The 23,364-nt window shown below is 64.0% G+C and carries 15 protein-coding genes and 2 pseudogenes; 12 read left to right on the plus strand and 5 right to left on the minus strand.

Annotated elements, in window-relative coordinates:
• Nucleotides 1-180: 180 nt before the first annotated feature.
• The 3 genes from FCU66_RS27360 (at nucleotide 181) to FCU66_RS27370 (ending at nucleotide 5,360) form a co-directional block, all read left to right on the plus strand.
• Entirely contained in the window at nucleotides 181-786 is a 606-nt protein-coding gene (locus FCU66_RS27360) for a TetR/AcrR family transcriptional regulator (RefSeq protein WP_136620744.1), read from the plus strand.
• A gap of 51 nt (nucleotides 787-837) precedes the next feature.
• Nucleotides 838-1,980, plus strand: a complete 1,143-nt coding sequence (locus tag FCU66_RS27365; RefSeq protein WP_136620745.1) for an efflux RND transporter periplasmic adaptor subunit — start codon at nucleotides 838-840, stop codon at nucleotides 1,978-1,980.
• 233 nt (nucleotides 1,981-2,213) lie between these two features.
• A complete protein-coding gene (locus FCU66_RS27370; protein ID WP_136620746.1) occupies nucleotides 2,214-5,360 on the plus strand; it encodes an efflux RND transporter permease subunit in 3,147 nt (1,048 codons plus the stop codon).
• A gap of 32 nt (nucleotides 5,361-5,392) precedes the next feature.
• On the opposite strand, the pseudogene FCU66_RS42880 reads toward FCU66_RS27370, so the two are convergent.
• Nucleotides 5,393-5,605 (minus strand): annotated as a pseudogene (locus FCU66_RS42880) (SOS response-associated peptidase); the annotation flags it as partial.
• 267 nt (nucleotides 5,606-5,872) lie between these two features.
• Between FCU66_RS42880 and FCU66_RS27380 the strand changes: the two are divergent.
• The 8 genes from FCU66_RS27380 to FCU66_RS27415 all read left to right on the plus strand — a co-directional run bounded on the left by FCU66_RS27380 (nucleotide 5,873) and on the right by FCU66_RS27415 (nucleotide 14,601).
• Nucleotides 5,873-6,154, plus strand: a complete 282-nt coding sequence (locus FCU66_RS27380; protein WP_136620747.1) for a hypothetical protein — start codon at nucleotides 5,873-5,875, stop codon at nucleotides 6,152-6,154.
• Nucleotides 6,155-6,473: 319 nt separating this feature from the next.
• Nucleotides 6,474-8,486, plus strand: coding sequence for a CocE/NonD family hydrolase (locus FCU66_RS27385; protein ID WP_136620748.1), 2,013 nt, complete (start codon nucleotides 6,474-6,476; stop codon nucleotides 8,484-8,486).
• Between the two features lie 19 nt (nucleotides 8,487-8,505).
• Nucleotides 8,506-9,456, plus strand: a complete 951-nt coding sequence (locus FCU66_RS27390; protein ID WP_136620749.1) for an ABC transporter permease — start codon at nucleotides 8,506-8,508, stop codon at nucleotides 9,454-9,456.
• Nucleotides 9,440-10,327 carry an ABC transporter permease gene (locus FCU66_RS27395; protein ID WP_168992073.1) on the plus strand — a complete coding sequence of 296 codons (888 nt, stop codon included), beginning with the start codon at nucleotides 9,440-9,442 and terminating at the stop codon, nucleotides 10,325-10,327. Before FCU66_RS27390 ends, FCU66_RS27395 begins: the two co-directional genes overlap by 17 nt.
• Nucleotides 10,324-11,289, plus strand: coding sequence for an ABC transporter ATP-binding protein (locus tag FCU66_RS27400; RefSeq protein WP_136620750.1), 966 nt, complete (start codon nucleotides 10,324-10,326; stop codon nucleotides 11,287-11,289). Before FCU66_RS27395 ends, FCU66_RS27400 begins: the two co-directional genes overlap by 4 nt.
• On the plus strand, nucleotides 11,286-12,314 hold the full coding sequence (locus FCU66_RS27405; RefSeq protein WP_136620751.1) for an oligopeptide/dipeptide ABC transporter ATP-binding protein: 1,029 nt from the start codon (nucleotides 11,286-11,288) through the stop codon (nucleotides 12,312-12,314). The genes FCU66_RS27400 and FCU66_RS27405 overlap by 4 nt, the downstream gene beginning before the upstream one ends.
• 1 nt (nucleotide 12,315) lies before the next feature.
• Nucleotides 12,316-13,878, plus strand: a complete 1,563-nt coding sequence (locus tag FCU66_RS27410; protein WP_136620752.1) for an ABC transporter substrate-binding protein — start codon at nucleotides 12,316-12,318, stop codon at nucleotides 13,876-13,878.
• Between the two features lie 42 nt (nucleotides 13,879-13,920).
• Nucleotides 13,921-14,601, plus strand: a complete 681-nt coding sequence (locus tag FCU66_RS27415) for a TetR/AcrR family transcriptional regulator (RefSeq protein ID WP_136620753.1) — start codon at nucleotides 13,921-13,923, stop codon at nucleotides 14,599-14,601.
• Nucleotides 14,602-14,810: 209 nt separating this feature from the next.
• On the opposite strand, the gene FCU66_RS27425 is transcribed toward FCU66_RS27415, so the two are convergent.
• Nucleotides 14,811-16,349, minus strand: a complete 1,539-nt coding sequence (locus tag FCU66_RS27425) for a trimethylamine methyltransferase family protein (protein ID WP_136621572.1) — start codon at nucleotides 16,347-16,349, stop codon at nucleotides 14,811-14,813.
• A gap of 16 nt (nucleotides 16,350-16,365) precedes the next feature.
• Here FCU66_RS27425 and FCU66_RS42885 point away from each other — a divergent pair, with 16 nt between their 5' ends.
• A complete protein-coding gene (locus FCU66_RS42885) occupies nucleotides 16,366-16,761 on the plus strand; it encodes an imidazolonepropionase-like domain-containing protein (protein ID WP_425462872.1) in 396 nt (131 codons plus the stop codon).
• Between the two features lie 300 nt (nucleotides 16,762-17,061).
• Here the strand turns inward: FCU66_RS42885 and FCU66_RS27430 are convergent.
• The 3 genes and pseudogenes from FCU66_RS27430 to FCU66_RS27440 all read right to left on the minus strand — a co-directional run.
• Nucleotides 17,062-18,567 (minus strand): annotated as a pseudogene (locus FCU66_RS27430) (oxidoreductase); the annotation flags it as partial.
• A gap of 161 nt (nucleotides 18,568-18,728) precedes the next feature.
• Nucleotides 18,729-20,438, minus strand: a complete 1,710-nt coding sequence (locus FCU66_RS27435; RefSeq protein WP_136621570.1) for a trimethylamine N-oxide permease — start codon at nucleotides 20,436-20,438, stop codon at nucleotides 18,729-18,731.
• A gap of 256 nt (nucleotides 20,439-20,694) precedes the next feature.
• The gene (locus FCU66_RS27440) at nucleotides 20,695-23,064 is read right to left on the minus strand and encodes a trimethylamine N-oxide demethylase (protein WP_136621569.1); all 2,370 of its coding nucleotides are present in this window, start codon (nucleotides 23,062-23,064) and stop codon (nucleotides 20,695-20,697) included.
• Between the last annotated feature and the right edge of the window lie 300 nt (nucleotides 23,065-23,364).

Raw genomic sequence — 23,364 nt, forward strand, 5'->3', positions numbered from 1 at the left:
CCCTAGGATGACGACGGGACGAGGGTCGTTCGCCAACTTCTGGCGTGGCGGCCTCCGCCCGTCCTTGTCACCATCTGTCACCAATCGTACGCGTACACAGAATCCGCATTGACAGGTCACTCGTTTCGATTTACGACTGACGAAAGTTGAAATTCGTCACTCGTAAATTGACAGAGGACCATGTCCGAAGCCGCCACCATCGTCGCCGACGCCGCCCGACAGGAGAATGTGACGCGCATTCTCGACTGCGCCGAGCGCCTGTTCCGGCACTATGGCTACGGCAAGACCAATGTCGCCGACATTGCCCGTGAACTCGGCATGTCGCCGGCCAACATCTACCGCTTCTTCGCCTCCAAGGTCGAAATCCACCAGGCGGTCTGCGGCCGGATGCTCGGCGCCAGCTACAAGATGGCCTACGAGATCATGCACCTGCCGGTCAGCGCCGAGGAGCGGCTTCGGCGCTACGTGCATGCGCAGTACAAGATGACGATGGAGACCATGCTCGACGAGCAGAAGGTCCATGAAATGGTCATCGTCGCGATGGAGCGGGACTGGGGCGTGATCGACAAGCATGTCGACAGCATTCATGACCTGTTTGCGGAAGTGATCCGCGACGGCATCGAGGCCGGTGAGTTCAGGCAACAGGACCCGGTGACCGCGTCGCGCTGCTTCGGCGCCGCCACCGTCATCCTGTGCCATCCGCAGATGGTGGCGCAGTGCCTGGCCAAGACCAACCGGGCGATGCCCGACGATCTGATCGACTATGCGATCAGAGCTCTGAAGTAATAGCCGCCGAACGCCGGTGTCGACCGTTTATCTCCAGTCGGGAGTACCAAGATGTCTTTGTCCAGTTCCATCCTCCGCAAGCTGCCGGTTGCCGGCCTGATCGTCGCGGCGCTCGGGCTTGCCGGCTGCTCGCAGGAGAAAGCCGAAGTCAAGGACATCATCCGCCCGGTCAAGGTCGTCGAGATCGCTCAGGCGCATGACACCCGCACGCTCTCCTATTCCGGCTCGGTGCGGGCCCGCACCGAAAGCGCACTGGCTTTCCGCGTCAACGGCAAGATCACCGAGCGCCTCGTCGACATCGGTCAGCATGTGGCCTCGGGCGATGTGCTCGCCCGCATCGATCCCATTGACTACGACCTGTCGGTCAAGAGTGCGCAGGCAGCACTTGATGCCGCCGAGCGGCAGGTCGAGACATCAGAGCTATCCCGCAAGCGCGCCGAGCAGCTGTTTGACAAGAAGTTCACGCCGAAATCGCAGCTCGAACAGGCGACCCTGAGCTACGACCAGGCTGTCGCCACCCGCGATTCCGCTCGCTCGACGCTTGCCCAGGCCAGGAACCAGGTCGGCTATACCGATCTCAAGGCAGACCGGGATGGCATCGTCACCGCGGTCAGCGCCGATGTCGGCCAGGTGGTCGGCTCCGGCGCGCCGGTGGTCACCGTCGCCGTCGATGGTGAAAAGGAAGTGCTGATCGCCGTGCCGGAAATGGAGGTCGCCGAATTCAAGCCGGGCAAGATCGTCAAGGCGGGCTTCTGGTCCGACGACGCGCTGGCGCTCGACGGCAAGGTCCGTGAGGTCGCCGGCAGTGCCGATCCGCAATCGCGCACCTTCGCCGTCCGCGTCAGCTTGCCCAACGATCCGCGCGTGCTTCTCGGCATGACCGCCAGCATCGAAGCCTCGGCGGCCAATGAGCGGCAGCTCGTGTCAATCCCGCTGAGCGCACTGGCCGAGCAAGGCAAGCAGTCGATCGTCTGGGCCGTCGATCGGGGCGCCGACACCGTTCATGCCCGTCCGGTCAAGGTCGCCGAATTCGCCGCCGATGGCGTGCGTGTTGCCGAGGGACTGAAGCCCGGCGACGTCGTGGTCGCTGCCGGAACACAGTTCATGACCGAGAACCTCAAGGTGAAACTCGCCGGCGATGCGGCACTGCAGTCCGCATCCGCGGCAGACGGCGACGCCAAGCAGGTGCGCTGACGACAGACAACCGGCTGCGCGTTCCCGCAGCCGCTGGTTTCCGGGCGGCAAGCGCTCGAACCGAGGCGCTCGATTGATGTAACCCCCACATCGATTTTCGCGTCCCACCGCGATGAGCGTTTCTCCGCTCGGAGAGCCTTGCCGCCCGGAAGCCACTACCGAACCTCGATTTTGTTCCGCGCCAGGACATTCGCATCGGCGCGCTGACGATCAAACGAAGTGGACGACCACTGATGACCAATTCCACGGAAGAGAAGCGGCCCTTCAACCTGTCGCGCTGGGCAATCGGCCATCCGTCCATTGCGCGGTTCCTGTTCGGCCTGATCATCATTTCCGGCGCGCTCGGCCTGATGCGCATGGGCCAGAAGGAGGATCCCGATTTCACCTTCCGGGTCATGGTCGTCCAGGCAATCTGGCCGGGCTCCTCGATCAAGGAGATGGAAGACCAGGTCGTCAACAAGATCGAACGCAAGCTGCAGGAAACGCCGCATCTCGACTTCGTGCGCTCCTTCACCCGCGCCGGCAGCGCCATCATCACGGTGCAGATCAAGGGCGACACCAACGCCGCCGAGGTCACGGACGCGTTCTACCAGGTGCGCAAGAAGGTCGGCGATATATCAGGCGACCTGCCGCAAGGCCTGCTCGGCCCGTACTTCAACGACGAGTTCGGCGACACCTTCATCACCCTGCATTCGATCAGTGGTGACGGCTTCAGCTATCCCGAGCTGAAGAAATTCGCCATCCAGGCGCGCGACATGCTTTTGACGACGCCCGGCGTCGAGAAGGCGGTCATCATCGGCGACCAGCCGGAAAAGCTCTATATCGACGTTTCGTCCAAGGCGCTGGCCGAACGCGGCCTGACGCTCACCGATCTGCAGAACGCGATCAAGGGACAGAACAATGTCGACCCGGCCGGCTCCGTCGACACCGGCACCAATTCGGTGCGCATTTCCGTCGAAGGCGATGTCAGCAAGGTCGAGGACATCAGGAACCTGCGCCTGCGCGCCGGTGGCCAGGTCACAAGGCTGGGCGACATCGCCACGGTGACGTCGGGGCTGGAAGATCCTTTCCAGCGCAAATACCGCTTCAATGGGCATGACAGCGTGCAGCTTGGCGTCGTCATGGCCAAGGGCTTCAAGGTCACCGATGTCGGCAAGGATGTCGAGGCCACCTACAAGCGCTTCGAGGAGGCGCTGCCCTACGGCGTTTCCGTCGACCAGATTTCCGACCAGCCGGGCGTCGTCACGGACGCTGTCGCCGAATTCATGCATGCGCTCGGCGAAGCGCTGCTGATCGTACTCGTCGTCTCGTTCCTGTCGATCGGCTGGCGTTCCGGCCTGGTCATCGCCATCGCCATTCCGCTGGTGCTCGCCGCCACCTTCGCCATCATGTACGAACTCGGCATCGATCTGCAGCGCATCTCGCTCGGCGCGCTGATCATCGCGCTCGGCCTGCTCGTCGACGATGCGATGATCGTCGTCGAGATGATGGAGCGCAAGCTGGAGGAGGGGCTGGTCAAGATCGAGGCGGCAAGCTTCGCCTATTCCTCGACCGCCTTCCCGATGCTGACCGGCACGCTGATCACCACCGCCGGCTTCATCCCTGTCGGCTTCGCGGCTTCCACGGCCGGTGAATATGTCCGCACGCTGTTCTATGTCGTCGGCATCGCGCTGATCGTCTCGTGGTTCGTCGCGATCTATTTCACGCCATGGCTCGGCAACATGATCCTCAAGCAGCGCAAGCATGCCGGCAGTCATCACGACGCCTTCGACACGCGCTTCTATCGCCGGCTTCGTGCCACCGTCGGCTGGGCGGTGCGCCATCGCATCATCGTGCTTGTCATGACGCTGGGCACCTTCGCCACCAGCCTGTGGGCGTTCCAGTTCATCCCGCAGAACTTCTTCCCGCAATCGTCGCGGCCGGAAATCCTGGTCGACCTCTGGCTGCCGGAAGGTACCAGCATCAAGGAGGTCGAGGCGCAGGCCAAGGCGCTTGAAACCAAGATGATGGACGACAAGGACAAGCGTTTCATCGCCACCTATATCGGCGAAGGCGCGCCGCGCTTCTTCCTGCCGCTCGACCAGCAGCTGCGCAATCCGAACTTCGCCCAGTTGCTCGTCATGGCCAATGACGAACCGGCCCGCGAACGGCTGATCGTCAAGCTGCGCACCGTCCTGGCGGAGGACTTTCCGTCCGTCCGCGCCAAGGTCGACCGCCTGTTCCTGGGTCCGCCGACCGGCTGGCCGGTGCAGATGCGCGTCATGGGGCCGGATCGGCAGGAGGTACGCCGCATCGCCGACCAGGTGAAGGCGAAGTTCCGCGAGGATCCGCTGCTTGGTGCCGTGCATGACGATTGGCTGGAGCCGGTGCCGGCAATGAAGCTGGTCATCGATCAGGATCGCGCCCGCGCGCTCGGCGTCACCTCACAGCGCATCCGCCAGATGCTGCAGGCATCGATGTCCGGCGCCCCGCTCGACGACTTCCGCGACGGCGAGGAGACGGTGTCCATCGTTGCCCGCGAGCCGGATGCCAGCCGCAGCCTGCTGTCCTCGGTCGACTCCGTCTACATCCCGACCGATTTCGGCGGCTTCGTGCCGCTGTCGCAGGTGGCCAAGGTTGTCCCGGTGCTGGAGCAAGGCATTGAATGGCGCCGCGACCGCCTGCCGACCATCAGCGTGCGGGCAACGCTGCCCGACGGCGTGCAGTCCAACGACGTCGTTACCAAGCTGTACAAGGACATGCAGGGCCTGCGTGACGGGTTGGCGCCCGGCTACAAGGTCGAGATCCAGGGCGGCGCGGAGGATTCGGCGGAAAGCCAGGCTTCGATCGCCGCCAAGGCGCCGATCATGCTGGCCATCATCGTCGTGCTTCTGATGATCCAGCTGCAGCATTTCGGCAAGGCGATGCTGGTGCTGGCGACCGGTCCGCTCGGCATCATCGGCGCTGCCGCCGCCCTTTTGATCAGCGGCGCGCCATTCGGTTTCGTCGCCATTCTCGGCGTCATCGCGCTGCTCGGCATCATCATGCGCAACTCGATCATCCTGGTCGACCAGATCGACCAGGACATTGCCAAGGGCATGGAACGCTCCGAAGCGATCATCGGCTCGGCTGTACGCCGGTTCCGGCCGATCGTGCTGACGGCGATGACGGCGGTGCTGGCCCTGATCCCGATCTCGCGCGCCGTGTTCTGGGGGCCGCTCGCCTACGCCATGATGGGTGGCATCGTCGTCGCCACCGTGCTGACCATCCTGGTGCTGCCGGCGGGCTATGCCCTGTTCTTCGGCCGCGAGCCCAAGAAGCGCGGCGCCGCGGAGCCGACGGACGATCTGGAACTGAGCCAGAAAGCCGACAGGCCGCAACTGGCGCTGGCCGCCGAATAGATGTTTTGGGGGCTGGGCGATGTCGTCCGGCGCTTCGGTCCGGCCGGCGGAAATCCGAACGTCATCGATGCCAGTTCGATAGCATCCCCAGCGGCGCGCATTATGGGTACCGGATCCTTGAGGCGGACGTCGTCCGCCTGCGGCAGATCAAATTCAGTCTGGTGGGGTGGGATTTTAAGCGCCAGCGACGCCATTTTCCGGCAATATTCGGCCCAAGCGACATGCTGCTCGTAATCGTTGCACATGAAGGCTCCGGACGTGGGCAACCTCTGTCAATACTAGGACAAACAAAGGCGAGATGGAAAGCAGGGGCGTTCGCCCCGTGGTGCCATGAGGAACAGATCCGTCTTGTCGGTTGGATTTTGTCGATTCCTTCCAGTCACAATGAAAATCCTTCCCCGCATGCAGTCAATTCTTCGCGATCAGGCCACCGTCGCTATAGACGGGCGCTGTTCTATGTGACTGCAATGATGCGCCGATGTCGTATCGGTTCTATATTGGGAGGGAAATCAATGCGCGTTCAAATTTCTTTGGCTGCGGCGATGGCGTTGGCTGCTATGGCTGTGACTACCACACCGAGTCTTAGCAAAAGCTGCGGCACTAAGTGCCTCCAAGGGAAAATCGAGGAATTAACAAAGAAAGTCGATAACCTAACCGCTGCTTTGGCTCATACGCAGATTCGAGAATCTGATAATCATAACATTTGTCTTGCACACAACACGCCAGGTCAGGGATTTGGTACCAAGGACTGCGCCGGCGGAAGCGACGAATTCTTCGTTATAGGCTCGCACTGAAACGCTAGGGGGCATCCCGCAGATCTCGCGAGGTGCGCTCTGCTGTCGAGCAGGCTCCGGCACTGAGAATAGTACGGTTGCTGGAGACCAGCAGATATATTCGAATTCCGGGTGCATGACTGGCGAAGCCTCCTTGACACATCGGTAGCATTGGCATCGTCCGGCCCGCGCATTTACTTCCAGCGCCCCGCTCTCGCCGGTCTGCCCGACCGGCGCTGGGCATAGATGGCATTCGGCGCCAAAAAGCGCGAAGCGGGATTGCGCCTTAAATCGCCTTGTTGTACGAACGTTCAACAAGGCGATTTAACGAGTACCTGCCGTGGTACGGACCGAGTTCCCCTTTGCTGTCGAAACCGTCGATCCACTCTGGATCACGCTGGCCGACGGCACCCGCATCGCCGCCACTTTGTGGCGCCCGCGCACCGATACCAAGGTGCCCGTCGTCGTCGAAATGGTTCCCTATCGCCGCCGCGACGGCACCGTTGCCCGCGACATCGACATCCACCCGTGGCTCGCCGGTCACGGCATCGCTTGCGCCCGCATCGACATCAGAGGCTCCGGCGATTCCGACGGCGATCTGGCCGACGAATATCTGCCGCGCGAGCAGGAGGATGCCTGCGAGATCATCGCCCATTTGGCAGCACTTCCCTGGTGCAACGGCAATGTCGGCATGACCGGCATTTCCTGGGGCGGCTTCAACGCGCTGCAGGTGGCGGCGCGCCGGCCGCCGGCCTTGAAGGCCATCATCGCCAACTGCGCCACCGATGACCGCTATGCCGACGATATCCACTATATGGGCGGCGCGCTGCTGACCGAGCAGGAGATGTGGTCGAACTTCATGCTGGTGAAGAAGGCGATGGCGCCTGACCCGCAGATCGTCGGCGACGCCTGGCGCGCCATGTGGGTCAGTCGTCTTGAGGCGACAAGCTCGTTGTCGGAAATCTGGCTGGCGCACCAGCGCCGCGACGACTACTGGCGGCAGGGCTCGGTCTGCGAAGACCACGCCGCGATCGAATGCGCGGTGATGGCCGTCTGCGGCTGGGAGGACAGCTACTCCAACTTCGTGCCGCGCCTGCTCGAGCATTTGCCGGGGCCGAAGCTCGGCATCGTCGGCCCCTGGTCGCATGCCTATCCCTGCCGCGGCGCGCCGGGGCCGCTGATCGGCTATCTGCAGGAGGCGTTGCGCTGGTGGCGGCATTGGCTGTGTGGCGAAGACACCGGCATCATGGACGAGCCGCTCTACCGAGTCTGGGTGACCGGCGAGGAACGGCCGCAACCCTTTTATCTCCCCGATCACGCCGGCAACTGGGCTGCTGAGGATCAATGGCCATCGCCGCACATCGAGCGCCGCGCCTTGCACCTGAACGCCGGCGGGTTGGGCAGCGAACCTGCGCCGGGTGCCACCACACTTTCCGTACGCTCGCCGGTCACCGCCGGACGCGATTGCGGTCGCTGGGGCGGTTATGGCGGCTCCTGCCCGGACATGGCCATCGACCAGCGTCGTGAGGACGGGCTGGCGCTGTGCTTCGACACGCCCCCGCTCGACAACGACCTGACCTTGCTCGGCGCGCCGGAACTCGATCTGCTCGTCACCGTCGACCAGCCGCATGTCAACCTCGCCGCCCGGCTGTGCGATGTTTATCCCGACGGCACCTCGGCGCTGATGACCTATGGCGTGCTCAACCTCAGCCACAGAGACAGCCACGAGCATCCAGAGCCGTGTCCAGTTGGAACACCGTTCCGCGTCCGGCTGAAACTCAATGATTTCGCCCGCACGGTGCCCAAGGGCCATCGCATCCGGCTGGCGCTAGCCAACCAGCATTGGCCGATCCTGTGGCCGCAGCCGAAACTGTCGACGCTGTCCGTGGCGACCGGCGACAGCACGGTGATGCTGCCGGTGCGGCCGCCGTCGGCTCGCGACCGCGACGTGCGCTTTGAACCCGCCGAAACGGCGCCGCCGGTGCCGACGACGACTCTGGACGACGGCTTCGACCGCCGCATCGTCACCGACGATGTCGGCTCAGGCGTGCAGACCATCGCGCTGAGTTCCGACCATGGGCGCCGGCGCTATGACGATCGCGCCATCACCGTGTCCTCGGCCAACAGCGACACGATGAGCATCCGCGCCGACGATCCGCTGTCGGCCAAGCTCGTCACCGAATACCGCTGGGCGATTGCCAGCGGCGATGCCGACATCGAAGCCATGGCAGTCACCGAACTGAAATCGGACGAAACCCATTTCAACCTGAGCTGGCGGATCGAGGCCCGAGAACGGGGCACGCTCGTCCACAGCGCCTCGGCGACGCGGCGCATCAGGCGCGATTTCGCCTGACAGGAGCGGAGAGGAGACCATGCTTGCATATGCAGTGAAGCGCATCGGTCTCGGCCTCCTGATCCTCGTGCTTGTCATGATCGCCATGTATGCGGCCGTCTTCCTGGTTCCGGGCGATCCCGCAACCGTGGCGCTTGGTCCACGCGCCACGCCGGAGCTGAAGCGGCTGCTGATCGAGCGCATGGGCCTCGACCAGCCGGTCTGGTGGCAGATCGTCGAATTCTTCCGCAACGCGCTGACCGGCAATCTCGGTTACGACGTCTGGTCGAACCGGCCGGTCTCCACCCTGGTGCTGGAAGCGTTGCCGAACACGCTGATCCTCGGGCTGACCGCGCTCACCGTCGCGCTTCTGATCGGCGTTCCGCTCGGCTGCCTGTCGGTCATGCGGCGCGGCACAACAGCCGATACCATCATCGGCGTGCTCTCGGTCGGCGTCATCGCCGTGCCGTCCTTCGTCGTTGCCATCTATTCGCTGCTGCTCTTTGCCGTGACGTTGCGCTGGCTGCCGGCCATCGGTGCCGGCGAGGCAGGCGACATCGTCAGCCAGGCCAAGGCGCTGATCATGCCGGCGGCAGCCATCGCGCTCGGCTGGATCGGCTACATCGCCCGCATGGTCCGCGCCTCGATGATGGAGGTGATGGGCGAACCGCACATCCGCACCGCGCGATCGTTTGGTTTGCCTGAATGGAAGATCGTCTCCAAATACGCGTTGCGCATCGCCATCATCCCGACCATCTCGCTGGTCGCCGTCGGCCTCGGCAGCATCCTGTCCAGCGCCGTCTTCGTCGAGGCGGTGTTCGCTCGGCCCGGCATCGGCAAGCTCATCACCGACGCCGTCAACACCCGCAACTATCCGGTCGTGATGGGCACCGTTCTGATCATGACCGCCATCTACGTCTCCATCACCATCGCCGCCGATCTCCTGATTGCGCGGCTCGACCCGAGGGTGCGCGATGTCTTCCGTGGCTGACGCCTCGCTCTCCCTTCCGGACCGACAAAGGCTGCCGCTGCTGCGGGCGCTGCTTGCCGATCCGTTCACCTGCGTAGCGCTGATCCTGGTCAGCGGCTTCCTCATCACCGCCGTCTTCGCGCCATGGCTGGCGCCCTATTCGCCGATCAAGATCGACGTGCTGCACAAGCTGCAGCCGCCATCGCTCGCGCACTGGTTCGGCACCGATCATCTCGGCCGTGATCTCCTGTCGCGCGTCATTTTTGGCGCACGCACGGCGCTGACCATTGCCATGGTCTCCGTCGCTATCGCCGGCGCGATCGGCCTGCTGCTCGGCCTGATCGCCGGCTACGGGCCGCGCTGGCTGGACGCCATTCTGGTGTTGAGCTTCGACAGCCTGAATTCGCTGCCGATGATCATGTTCGCGCTCGCCATCATCACCGTGCTCGGCGCCGGCACCGGCACGCTGATCATCGTCATCGCCGCCACTTCGTTCCCGAGCTATGCCAGGCTGATCCGGGCGCAGACGCTGGCGCTGAAGAACAGCGACTACATCCTCGCCGAGCGCCTGCTCGACGCCAGTGCCGCGCGCATCATCTTCATCCACCTTCTGCCCAATGTCGTTGGCCCGCTGATCATCCTGCTGTCGATGGACATTCCGGTCGTCATCATGGTCGAGGCCGGCCTCAGCTTCCTCGGCCTCGGTGTCAGGCCGCCGACACCGTCCTGGGGCTCGATCCTTTATGACGGCTACACCAGTATCCGCTCGGCACCTTTCATGGTCATCTTCGGCGGGCTGCCGCTGGTGCTCGCAACGCTCGGCTTCACTTTCCTCGGCGAGGGCCTGCGCGACTATCTCGATCCGCGCCTGCAGTTGCGGAGGCCGGCATGACCGGCTCGCTCGCCGCCAGCAACCTCAGCGTCCGCTACGAGACGCCGCATGGCGCAGTGCACGCGCTACGCCATGTCGACATCGAGGCGCATCCCGGCGAGGTGATCGGCATTGTCGGTGAGAGTGGCTGCGGTAAGTCCACATTGGTCACCGCGCTCGCCAACCTGCTGCCGGCCAACGCGCGTATCGACGGATCGATCAGCTACAACGGCGTCGACCTGGCAAAGCTTGACGCACACCACCAGCGCCTGCTGCGCGGCGACGAGATCGCGCTGGTCGGCCAGGATCCGATGACCGCGTTCAACCCGGTGCTGACCATCGGCGACCAGCTCGTCGACTTCCAGCACCACCGCAAGGATCTCGGCCGTGCGCAGAAGCGGGCCCGCATCGCCGCCATGCTCGGCCGCGTCGGCATCGCGGATGCGGAGCGGCGGATGAACAGCTATCCGCACGAACTCTCCGGCGGCATGCGCCAGCGCGTGGCGATCGCCGCGGCGCTGCTGACCGATCCCGGCCTGCTCATCGCCGACGAACCGACGACGGCGCTCGACGTGACGATGGAGGCGCAGATCATCCATCTGCTGCGCGAACTCCGGCGCGACTACAACGGCATCATCATCGTCGTCTCGCACCATCTCGGCGTCATCGCCGAGCTCTGCGACCGCGTCTATGTCATGTATGCCGGCGAGGTGGTCGAGGGCGGCGAGGTCGACGCCATCTTCCACGATGCACGGCATCCCTATACGCAAGCACTGCTCGCCTGCGATCCCGCCCGCTTTCATGAGAAGCTGGATCGGCTGCCGACCATTCCCGGCTCATTGCCCAACCTGACCCAGCCGCCATCGGGATGCGTCTACGCGCCACGCTGCGACCGCGCCTTCGCGCCTTGCGTGTCTGTCGCGCCGCCACTGGTGAAATTGTCTGTCTCGCACATGGCGCGCTGCCATGCGGTGACGCCATGAGCCCGCTGCTCGCCATCGACGATCTGTCGGTGACCTTCGCCCGCAGCGGCTTGCTCAGCCGCCTGATCAACCCGTTCCCGTTGCCGAGCTTCAATGTCATCGACGGCGTGACGCTGTCGCTGATGCCGGGCGAGACGCTTGGGCTGGTCGGTGAGTCCGGCTCCGGCAAGACGACGCTTGCCCGTACCATTCTTGGCCTCGTGCGCGCGGCCGCCGGCCGCATCACCTTCGAGGGCAGGAACGTGGCGACGCCGGCCGATTTCCGCGCCATGCGCCGGCGCTCGGCGATGATGTTCCAGGATCCGGTCGCCTCGCTCAGCCCGCGCCTGCGTATCGGCGCGCTGCTCACCGAACCACAGATCATCCAGGGGCTGCCGATGCCGGACCGTCGCGCCGCGGCAAAGGCGCTGCTGGCGCTGGTCGGGCTGCCGGCCTCCTTCGTCGACCGCTTTCCGCACGAGCTGTCGGGTGGCCAGGCGCGCCGTGTCGGTGTTGCCCGCGCGCTGGCGATGAAACCGCATCTGCTGCTCGCCGACGAGCCGACGGCTGGGCTCGACGTCTCCGTGCAGGGCGACGTGCTCAACCTGATCGGTGAATTGAAGCGCGAACTCGGTTTCGCCGCCATGATCGTCACCCACAATCTGGCCATGATCCGCCATGTCAGCGATCGGCTGGCCATCATGTATCTCGGCCGGCTGGTCGAGACCGGGCCGACGCAGGATGTGTTTTCGGCGCCGCTGCATCCCTACACCGCGACGCTGATCCAGTCCGAGCCGATACCCGATCCGCGCCGGCGCAGCCAGAACCCTGCCGTCACCGGCGAGATACCAAGTGTGTTTCGCCGGCCTTCCGGCTGCGAATTCCACACACGCTGCCCGATCGCCCGCGATCGTTGCAAGACCGAGGCACCGGCCTATCGACCGATGGGCACTGACCGGATGGTGCGCTGCCATTTCCCGCTGGTGACAGGCGGGCAAGAACGGGAAGCCTTCTCACGCGCTTCCGCAAACCACAGGGGAAACTGACATGACACAATGGAACATGGACAGACGTGCATTCCTGAAAGCGGCGGGCGTGCTGGGCGCCGGCCTGGCGATGAAGCCGGGCTTCGCCTGGTCGGCCGCCGGCGATACGTTGCGCATCCGTATGGAGGGCGATCTGCAATGCCTCGATCCTGCCTTCATGAATGGCGGCATCGAGGATGTCATGATGCGCGGCATCTATGTCTCGCTGAACCATTTCGACGATATCAGGAAAGGCTCGCCGTGGTCGCTGTGGGGCGCGGAAAAGCTCGAACAGAAAGATCCGAAGACCATCGCCTTCACCTTGATCGACGGCCTGAAATGGTCAAATGGCTTTGGCGCGGTCACCGCCGACGACGTGAAATTCTCGTTCGAGCGCATCGCCGACAAGGCCTTGTCGTCGCCCTGGGCCTATCAGTTCGAAAAACTTGATCGCGTCGAGGTGGTCGATGCCCGCAATGGCATCATCCACCTCAAAGAACCCTACCAGCCGATCTTCGTCACCAGTCTGCCCTACTATGGCGGACACATCATCAGCCGCGCAGGCACCGAGAAGGCGGGCGGCAAATTCACCACCGAGCCCCCGGCGACATGCGGTCCCTACCTCTTCTCCGACTGGCAGCAGAAACAGAAGGTGACACTGACCGCAAACCCTGACTGGCCGGGGCCGAAGCCGGATTTCGGCAAGGTCGAGATCTACGTCGTCGCCGACGATCAGGCCGCACAGCTGGCCTATGAGGCCGACGCCTTCGACTACACCAAGATCGCCATTTCGGCGACCAAGGCGGTCAAGGCCAGCCCACCCGCCGACACGAACCTGATCGAGGCGCAGTCGACCCGTTACGTCTGGCTGACCATCAACATGCTGAGCCCGCGCCTCAAGGATCTGAAAGTCCGCCAGGCGGTGCAATATGGCGTCGATGTCGGGCAGATCCTGACCGGCGTCTATGACGATCTCACCAAGCGCTCCACCGGCGTCGTCCAGCCCGGCACCAAGTTCGCGCGCGCCAGCAATCTGATCGCCGCACCGGATTATGAGAAGTCCGCCGCACTGCTGGCTGAGGCCGGTGTCAGCGACCTGTCGCTGACCTTGACGGTGATGAACGATTCCATCCGCACCGCGACGGCGCAGATCGTCCAGGCCAGTCTCGAACAGGCCGGCATCAAGGTCGAGATCCAGCCCTATGACGAGGCGGCCTTCTGGGGCGTCGGCGACAAGACGCAAGGTGAGGGCTACAAGAACATCGATCTGGCGCTGATGGATTTCGCCGGCGGTATCGATCCTTCCGAAAACCTGGTCTGGTTCCGCCCCGACCAGATCGGCGCCTACAACTGGTCGGGCTTCGACAGTGCTGAGTTCGAAACCAGTTATCAGCAATTGGTGGCGGAAAGCGATGAGCCCAAGCGCATCGCGCTTTCAAACCGCATGGAGGACCTGATGGAGCAGTCCGGAGGGTTCATCTTCATCTGTCATCAGCCGCTGGTCGTCATCCACAAGACCGATTTCGAGTCGGTCATCTATCCCGACGGCCACCCCAATCCGGTGCTGTTCAAGAAGAAGGGGTAATCACTCCGTGGACAGAAAAGCCACGATCGATTAGCTGGAGCCATGACGGAAGCAGGACCATCACCTGAAAAACGCAAGCGCGGCGCCAAGAAATCGCCGCCGCGCTTCAGCCGCGAGCAGGCGGATGTGCGCCGTTCCATGCTGATCGAGGCGGCGACGCGATGCCTGTCGGTCGGCGGCATCGGCGCCTTCACCATCGATCGCATCTGCAAGGAGGCCGGCGTCTCGCGCGGCCTCATCAACCATCACTTCGAAAGCCTCGATGGCTTGCTGGTCGAAGTCTACAAATCCTCGCTCTACGCCAGCGTCAACAACCAGATCGCCGAAGCCAAGCGCCGCCGCGCCGAGACGTCAGACTGGTCGCCGCAGGCAGCACTTGCCGCCTTGGTGCACTCGAATTTTTCGCCCGATTATTTCAGCCGTGACAATCTCTTGATCTGGCTGTCGCTGTGGGGCGAGATCGCCGTCAACCCGCGCCTCAAGGCGGCGCATCGCGAACTCTATGACGCTTACCGGGCGGAACTCGCCGAGGACATCGCCGCGGTCGCCGTGCCGCGCGGCCGGGATGTCGATGCCCCGACATTGGCGCGCAATTTCATCGCCCTGGTCGACGGGCTCTGGCTCGAATGGTGCCTTGATGAAAGCGTCGTGACGCCACAGGCGGCGGAGGCTGCGGGGTTTGAGATGCTCGAGGGGCAGGTCGGGCCTTTGCGGGACGGGTAACCATTTTGGCCGGCGCCTAGGCACCCCCCTCTGGCCTGNNGCAAGGGGGGAGATCAGATGGCACTTCTGCTTTCGCCAATCTCGAACGTCGAAGAAGAGGACGTATTGGTCGAAGCTGCCAATCTCCCCCCTTGCGGGGGAGATGTCCGGTAGGACAGAGGGGGGTGCCTAGGCGCAGGCCCCGACAATCAGCTCGACACCCCAAAACCTCAATTCAGCGGGCAACCGCCCTCGCGCTTGCGGCGCTCAATATAATCGCGCAGTGCCTCGTCGATGCCGGGATCGATCGGCGGCTGTTCGTATTCGGCGACCATGCGTTTCCACACGACATTGGCCCGTTCGCGCGCGGTGATCTGGCCGCGCTCCATCCATGTGTCGTAATTGTCCCAGTTGGAGACCAGCGGCGAATAGAACGCGCGCTCGTAGCGCTGCATGGTGTGCGCGGCGCCGAAGAAATGCCCGGCCGGGCCGACCTCGCGCACCGCCTCCAGCGCCAGCGTGTCGATGTCGACCACCGGCGGGTCGAAATAGGCGCACATCATCTGCAGCATCTCGGCGTCGATGACCAGTTTTTCGAACGATGCCGTCAGCCCGCCGCCGAGCCAGCCGGCGGCGTGCAGCACCAGATTGGCGCCGCCCATCAGGCAGCCCCACAGCGACATGGCGCTCTCATAGGCCGCCTGCGCGTCGACCGAATTGGCGGCGGTGACATTGCTGGAGCGGAACGGCACGCCGATCAGCCGGCAGAGCTGGCCGGTGATCTGCGCGGCCTGCGTATATTCCGGCGTGCCGAAGGCGGGCGCACCAGTCTTCATGTCGACGTTGGAGGTGAAGCCGCCATACATGACCGGCACGCCGGGGCGCACGATCTGGGTCAGCACGATGCCGGCCAGCGCCTCGGCATGTTGTTGCGACAGCGCGCCGGCCAGCGTCACCGGGCTCATCGCACCGGCCAGCGTGAACGGTGTGATGACGTTGACCTGGCCATGCTCGGCCAGCGCGATCAACCCCTCGGCCATCGGCTCGTCGAGTTGCAGCGGCGAATTGGTGTTGATGATGCCGGTGAACACCGGCATCTCCTGCGCGAGATTCTCGCGCGTCGTGCCCAGCGAAATCGCCACCATCTCCAGCGCGTCGACGGCGCGCCCACGGCCGAGCGCTTGCGGTTGCCAATTCTTGTCGAGCAAGGTGATCTCGGCATAGTAGAGGTCGAGATGGCGCGTGTTCTGGTGCAGGTCGAGCGGCTCGAACGGCCCGCCGCCTTCCTGGTGCAGCACGTTGAACGACTGGATCAGCTTGAGATAATCGCACATCTCGGCGTAGGTGCCGGGCCGGCGGCCGCGATCATTGTCCATCACATAGGCCGGCCCGCCGACCGACGACAGGATGCAGTGCTTCCCGCCGACCTTGACGTTCTTCGCCGGATTGCGGGCGCGCAGTTCGAAGGATGACGGCGCCATGGCGACGCGCTCCATCACCATGGCGCGGTCGAAGCGCACCCGCATTTCGCCGTCGTCGACATCGCAGCCGGCCGAGCGGTAGAATTGCCGCGCCTGCGGCTGCAGCACCCGCATGCCGATCTCTTCGAGAATGGTGAGACCCATTTCGTGGATCGTCTGCACCTGGTCGGCCGACAGGATCTCGATCGGCGCATAAGGCCGCGTCAGCTGCTTCCACGGCCGCTGCTCGATGCCGCCGATCTCGCGCTGCGGGCGACCGGGTCTGCGACGTGCCGTGATGCGCTCCATGGCTCTCTAGAACTCCTTGTTTGACGCAATTCCGAACGGAAAACCGCTTCACACTTTTCCTGGAATTGCTCTATTCAGCAGCTGTCCGCATATCGAAATCCGCTATCGCATCGACGATGGGCGTATCGCGGCGGTAGGGCCGCGAGCGGATCTTCGCGCCGATCTCCTGAGCCAGCTTGTGGCCGCTGTGCACCGCGTGGGCGATGGCGCCCGGAGCCAGCGTGTCGCCGATACGATCGACGCTGCGGATGCCGGCACCGCCAAGCGCCTCCGCCCGTTGCGTCAGGGGCTCGAACAGCTCGCCGCGCGGCAGCCTCAGCCCGACGATCAGCACCGAGCGGCAGGCCACGTGGACCTCCTCGCCGGTGAACAGATGCGCCAGCGTCGCCGTCTCGCCATCGAAGGATTTTAGGAGATGCAGTGTCGTCACCGGCACCTTGCGCCGCGCCAGGGCGCGATGCACCAGCGGCAGTTCGTTGGTCATGATCGTCCAGGCGGAAGCCTGACCCGCCGGCGTCACATAGCTGACCGGGATGCCCTGCGCGGCCAGATGTTCGGTGAGGACGCCGCCCATGTAATAATTGTCGAAATCGAAGACCAGTGTCGGCCCTTGCGGAAGCCGGCCGCCGGCGATGTCGTCCGGGGTGAACACGTCCGGATGGTCGAGCCTGCCGACCGGAATTTCCAGCGATGAGTAGAGCATGTTGGTCCAGCGCGCGCCGGTCGCCAGCACCACGCGATCCGGCGCCAGCTCGACGATCTCGTCCGTGCCCAAAACACTCTCCGGATAGAGCGAGACGTTGCTCATCTCGCTGAGACGCCCAAGCCGGTAATCGACGACGCGGTTCCAGGCCGAGAGGCCGGGCAGCGTCTTCTCGAAAGTCAGTCGCCCGCCGAAGGTGCGGCTGCCGTCGGCCAGCATCACCTCATGGCCGCGACGGCCGAGCGTCAGCGCGCATTCGAGCCCAGCCGGTCCGCCGCCAACAATCAGGATTCGCTCAGGCGCATCGGTGCGCTCGACACGTTCGGGGTGCCAGCCGCGCCGCCATTCCTCGCCGGCGGTGGGGTTCTGGGTGCAGCGTACCGGCACGCCGTCATGCCAGCTCGAAATGCAGATGTTGCAGCCGATGCATTCGCGGATTTCAGCCTCGCGGCCCTCACGGATCTTGGCCGGCAGGAAGGGGTCGGCGATCGAAGGCCGCGCGCCGCCGATGAAGTCGAGCACGCCGCGCCGGATCTGCGAGACCATGGTGTCCGGCGAGGTGAAGCGCCCGACGCCAACCACCGGCTTCCCGGTCAGCGACTTGACGAAATCGATCACCGGCTCATGGCTGCCCTCGCCGGTGAAGCGCGACGCCGAACAGTCGGTCGGGCTGGAGTCCATCTTGACGTCGAACAGGTCGGGCAGGTCGGCCAGCAGTTCGATCAGCTCATGCGCTTCCGAGGGCTGGTTGCGGCCGGGCCTGCCGCGCAGTTCCTCGAGGCTGACCCGCAAGGCCACGCCGCAATCCTTGCCGACGGCATCCTTGGTGACCTCGATCATCTCGCGCACGAAGCGCACCCGGTTCTCGATCGATCCGCCATACTCGTCGACGCGATGATTGTATTCCGGCAGCAGGAACTCGTAGCCGAGATAACCCATGCCGGCATAGACGTAGACCACGTCGAAGCCGGCAATGCGCGCCTTGCGCGCCGCCTCGGCCTGACACCTCAAGACCTCGCGTATATCGGCCTTGTCCATGGTCTTCGGCCGCAAATTGCCCATGAAGCCGACATGGGTGGCCATCCATGGAATTCCCGATGGCGACAGCGGCGGCAGGCGGCTTGTCCTGTTCATCACCGAGGCGCCGCCGTGCCACAATTCCACGCCGGCCAGCGATCCGTGGCGGTGCACCGCTTCCGTCATCAGCGCATGCGCACGGATGTCGTTATCGTCCCACATCGTGGCGAAAGGCAGCGGCGCGTCGTCCGAACTGGGGTCGATCGAACAGGCGCCGGTGCAGATCACGCCCCATCCACCCTCGGCCTTGGCTTCGCGAAAGGCGGCGCGCACCCGCGGCAGGGCGTTGGTCATGCCGCTGGCGTGCGGCACTTGATAGAAGCGGTTCGGCGCGGTGACCGGCCCGATCCGCATCGGCTCGAACAGGATTTCGTAGCGAGGATTGCAGGTCATCGGAGCTTCGCGAATATGCTTGTTGAACGATCGTACAACAAGCATATTCGCACGGCTGACGAAACGCAATGGCCTCTGCGGCGACACGGAATTGGACCTATTACCGGCCGCAACGAAAAAGCCCACCCCGATAGTATCGGAGTGGGCTTCAGCCGGGAGGCTCGGGTCAAGCGCTACGATTCGCGCTCGACCCCTTCAGTTTGGCGTCAGATGACGAAGAACCAGTTGGCGAGCAGCATCACCACGACGCCGGCGACCAGCGTCAGATAGGGCAGCATGCCCGCCTTCTTGACCGCCAGATCGGACGAGCTCATGCCGAGATCGGCCAGCATGTGGTCGGGGAACTTGCCCTTGTCCTGGATGTAATGGCGGAAACAGAACACCGGGATGATCAGCGCGGCGGTGATCAGCCCGGCCCACAGCGCCATCGGGTTCCAGACCTTGGCGCCGGCGCCCATGAAGATGGCGTTGACATAGGCGAAGATCGCTCCGATCCCCAGCAGCCAGGTCGGCGCCTTCCATGGCCGGGCGATATGGCCGTTGTCCATCCGGTGGATCCAGCCGGCGTTGAGGTTGAGGAAGTTGAAGATGATGTAGCCGCAGTTCGACACGGCGAGGATGAAGAAGAAGCTCGTCGCGTCGGCCGAGGCGATGGCCAGCACGATCAGGTTGAAGACCAGGTCCGTCCACATCGCACGTGTCGGCGCGCCATGTTCATTGACGTGGCTGAGATAGCGCGGCAGCCAGCCGTCGACCGAGCCTTGGTAGAGCGTGCGCGAGGAACCGGCCATGGCGGTCATGATGCAAAGCACCAAGGCCAGGATCATCAGCATCACCAGCAGGCTGTGGATCAGCGCTCCGCCGCCGACCATGCCGGCCAATGCGTCGGCGACACCGGAGCCGTCGACGATCGGTGTCGCCAGCATACCGTTCAGGCCAAGCACGCCCTGGAAGGTGAACGGCACCAGGATGAACAGCAGCATGCACAGAAGGCCGGAATAGAAGATGGCCTTGAACGTGTCGGTGCCGGGATTCTTGAACTCCGACGTGTAGCAGACGGCGGTCTCAAAACCGTAGGTCGACCAGGCGGCGATGAACATGCCGCCAAGCACCAGTGTCCAGCCGGCGATGTTCCAGGCGCCGGGCTCAGGCGCATAGGCGGCCGCCAGCGGCACCAGCGGCGAGAAATTCGCCCAGTTGATCTGGCCGGTGATGATCGGGACGACACCGACGATCAGCATCGGGATGATGACCAGCAGGCCGATATATTTCTGCACGTTGGCCGTGCCCAGGATGCCGCGATGCTGGATGGCGAAGATGATCAGCATCAGCACCGCGCCGATGAAGAAGGTCGCGTTGAACGTGAACGAGACCGGTCCCAGCGTGTGGCTGTAAAGCGTCCAGTTGCGGATCGCCGGCGTTGCCGCGGCGGTCACTGCCGTGATGGCGTCGGCGGCGCTGGTTCCGGCATGCGCGGCGATATAGGCGACGACGTCCGGCGAGGCAGCGGTGAACAGCGGCACCGGCGCCAATGCGTTGAGGATGTAGGCGGCGGCGATCGAGCAGCCGAGCGACAGCACTGGCGACCAGGCGAACCAGTTGCACCACACCGACAGCGGCGCGATGAACTTCGAATAGCGCAGCCAGGCGGTGGCGCCGTAGATCGAGGCGCCGCCGGACTTGTTCGGGAACAGGCCGGCGATTTCGGCATAGGTGAAGGATTGCAGGAAGCCCATGATCATGGAGGCGATCCAGATCCCGAAGGCCAGCGTGCCGGTCGTGCCGGCAATGCCGCCGATCGAAAACAGGACGAGGGCCGGAACGCCGCTCGCCACCCAGAAGGCGCCGCGCCAGTCGATATTTCGGTGCAACTTGCCTTCGGCAAGCGGCTCCAGGGCAGTGGTAATCGTGCTCATGTGTTTGGCTTCCCCATTTTTGATGTTCCCCGTTCGTGACGGCCGCGACTTCGCGAGGCTTCGTCATCGACGCATGCTTTGGGCGGCTGCCGGTGTTTCCACTCAGTCGCATTTTTTTCTTAACAGTGAAGATTGATCCGGCGCGCTTTCAGGTCAAGCGTTTTGTGAAGCCGTACACATCACGCTTGTGAGCGCGCGGACTCACACGTTCGGCGACATCGCCGACCGGCCGGCCTGTCCGTCGCGAAAGCGGCCGTCAGGAGCGCGGTTTGGTTTTCTGCGGATCGTAATGCGCGAAGGCGACGACGCGCGCCGGCAGCCGCTTGGCATGGCCGTCGAACTTGCCGATCTCGACCTCGGTACCAATGGCCGAATGGGTGACGTCGAGTCTGGCCAACGCGATGGTCTTGTTCAGCACCGGCGAGCGCATGCCTGACGTGACCACGCCGATCTGGGCGCGGCCGACATGCACGCAGTCGCCATGGCCGACCGCGACATTGGCATCGATGTCGAGGCCGACCAGCTTTGTCTGCGGGTGCTCCTTGCGCCGGATCAGCGCCTCACGGCCGATGAAATCGTCGGTCTTGCTCTTCAGCGGCACGGTGAAGCCAATACCCGCCTCGAACGGATCGGTCTGGTCGGAAAATTCGTAACCGGCGAAGATCAGCCCGGCCTCGATGCGCACCATGTCGAGCGCCTGCAGCCCCATCGGCTTCAGCCCATGCGGCTGGCCGGCCTCCCAGATGGCGTCGAACACCTTTTCGGCGTCGCGCGGATGGCACCAGATCTCGTAGCCGAGTTCGCCGGTGTAGCCGGTGCGCGAGACGACGACCGGGATGCCGTTGCCGCCGCCGATGCGCGCCACCGCAAAGCGGAACCATTCGAGTTCATCGATCGACGGCTGTAGCGGCGAGGTCCAGATCACTTCCCTGAGGATGTCGCGGCTCTTCGGTCCTTGCACGGCGACATTGTGCATCTGGTCGGTGGAGGAACGCACCAGCACGTTGAGACCAAGCTTCGTCGCCGTCTCGCGCAGCCATTCGCCGGACAGGTCATCGCCGCCGACCCAGCGGAAATTGTCCTTGCCGAGGCGCAGCAGCGTGCCGTCGTCGATCATGCCGCCGTGCTCGTAGCACATGGCCGAATAGACCACCTGGCCGACGCCAAGCTTCTTGACGTCGCGGGTCAACGTGTATTGCAGCAGCGCTTCGGAATCCGGACCCGTGACCTCGAACTTGCGCAGCGGCGACAGGTCCATGATCACGGCGTCCTGCCGGCAAGCCCAGTATTCGGCGATCGGCCCGTCCTTGGCGAAGGAATTGGCGAGCCAATAACCCTTGTACTCGACGAAGTTGCGGGTGTGCTTGGCAAAGCTCGAATGAAAAGCTGTCTCGCGGGTCATTTTCGGTTCCGAATCGGGCGTCATGCGTCTGGCTATCGCTCGCGAGAATTTGTGCTGGCCGGAATAGGTCCGCACATGGATGTCGGTCGGGTTCCAGCCATTGGCCGGCGTCGTGTCGTCGGGGCAGGCGGAGGAAACGCAGACAATGTCTGTGAGCGCCCGCAGCAGCACATAGTCGCCCGGCCGCGACCAGGGCTCGTCGGACACCATGACGCCATGCGCGTCGATCGCCGTGTTGAAGAAGAAGTTGATCGCCATCCAGCCGGCACGTGGCGTGACGCCCCTGTCCGCCAGTGCGCGATTGAAGTTCTCCGAGCAGTTGGTGTGGCCGGGGTAACCGATGTCGTCGTAATATTTCGCCGCGCAGGCGAGCGCGAACGCGTCGTGCCGGCCACATGTGTCCTGCACCACCTCGACCAGCGGCTCCATGTCCTGGTCGTAGTATTTCGAATGCAGGCCTGGCATCGGATAGCTCGCACCCATCAGCGTCCGCGTCGTCGTCACGTCGAGCGGATGGTCAAAACCCTTGTCCAGCTTGCGCGCCGAAAAGCACTGGAAATCCGTGCATTGCCGGCCGTCAACATCGATGATCTGCAGATAATCGCCCGCCTTGACGAAATAGGATTCCGCGGTCGCCGAGTGGACACGCAGGTCGAGCACCGGGTCGGCCAGTGGATCGGCCAACTGCGATTTCGCCGCCAAGCGGATCGTGGCGCGCCGGACGATGACGGTAAGCGGCGTTGCCGTGTCGTGACCATCGACCAGCATCGGCCCGCCGGGAGCGGCGATGACCATCGCGCCGTCGCGCGCAATCGTGAAGGCCTGTTCGGTGCCGGCCGGTGTGGCGCCGCCGAAGACGCGCACCGCCTTGGCCTGATCGAGCTGTACCTGACGACGCGCCAGCCCGCGGCGCAAGGAAGCGAGGCTGTCGTCGCCTTCCGCCAGCAAGGCCTTGGTGCCGGCTGCATTGCTGTTGGATTTCTCGCCGAAGATGGAAGGGTCTGTCGCGCCCGATTTGTCCCAGGCCAGCAGCTCGCAGGCCTGGCCGCCCTCGACATTACGCACATTGATCGTGTCGCCGGCTTCGATCTCGATGAGAACCGCGCCGTTGCCCTGGATCGTATAGCGCTCCATGCCCGGCGGCAGCGCGATCTGGCCCGGTCGCAGGATGAGGCTTGGCCTGGGCGGTCCGGCTGTCACTGTGGGGTAGGGCGACTGGCTCATCTCAGCCTTGCGGTTCGAGAAACAAGTTTGCCTGTGTGTAAAATTACTTTAGCAGCAAGAATAGCAGGGGGATCGCGTTTGGCAAGGCAATGGTGGCGTGCGGAAGCGATTGGGCAAGGTTGAATCTTGCTAACCAGCCCTGTCTTCCGAACGTCAGCGCTGCCCCTCATCTGGCTGCCGCCATCTTCTCCCCGTAAACGGGGCGAAGGACGCTGTCGTCGCCGGTTTCGCCAATCGCCAACGTTGCAGAAATGGCGCGGCGACGCGGCCAGCTTCTTTCTCCCCGTTTACGGGGAGAAG

The organism is Mesorhizobium norvegicum, from assembly GCF_004919685.1.
Classification (GTDB): domain Bacteria; phylum Pseudomonadota; class Alphaproteobacteria; order Rhizobiales; family Rhizobiaceae; genus Mesorhizobium; species Mesorhizobium norvegicum.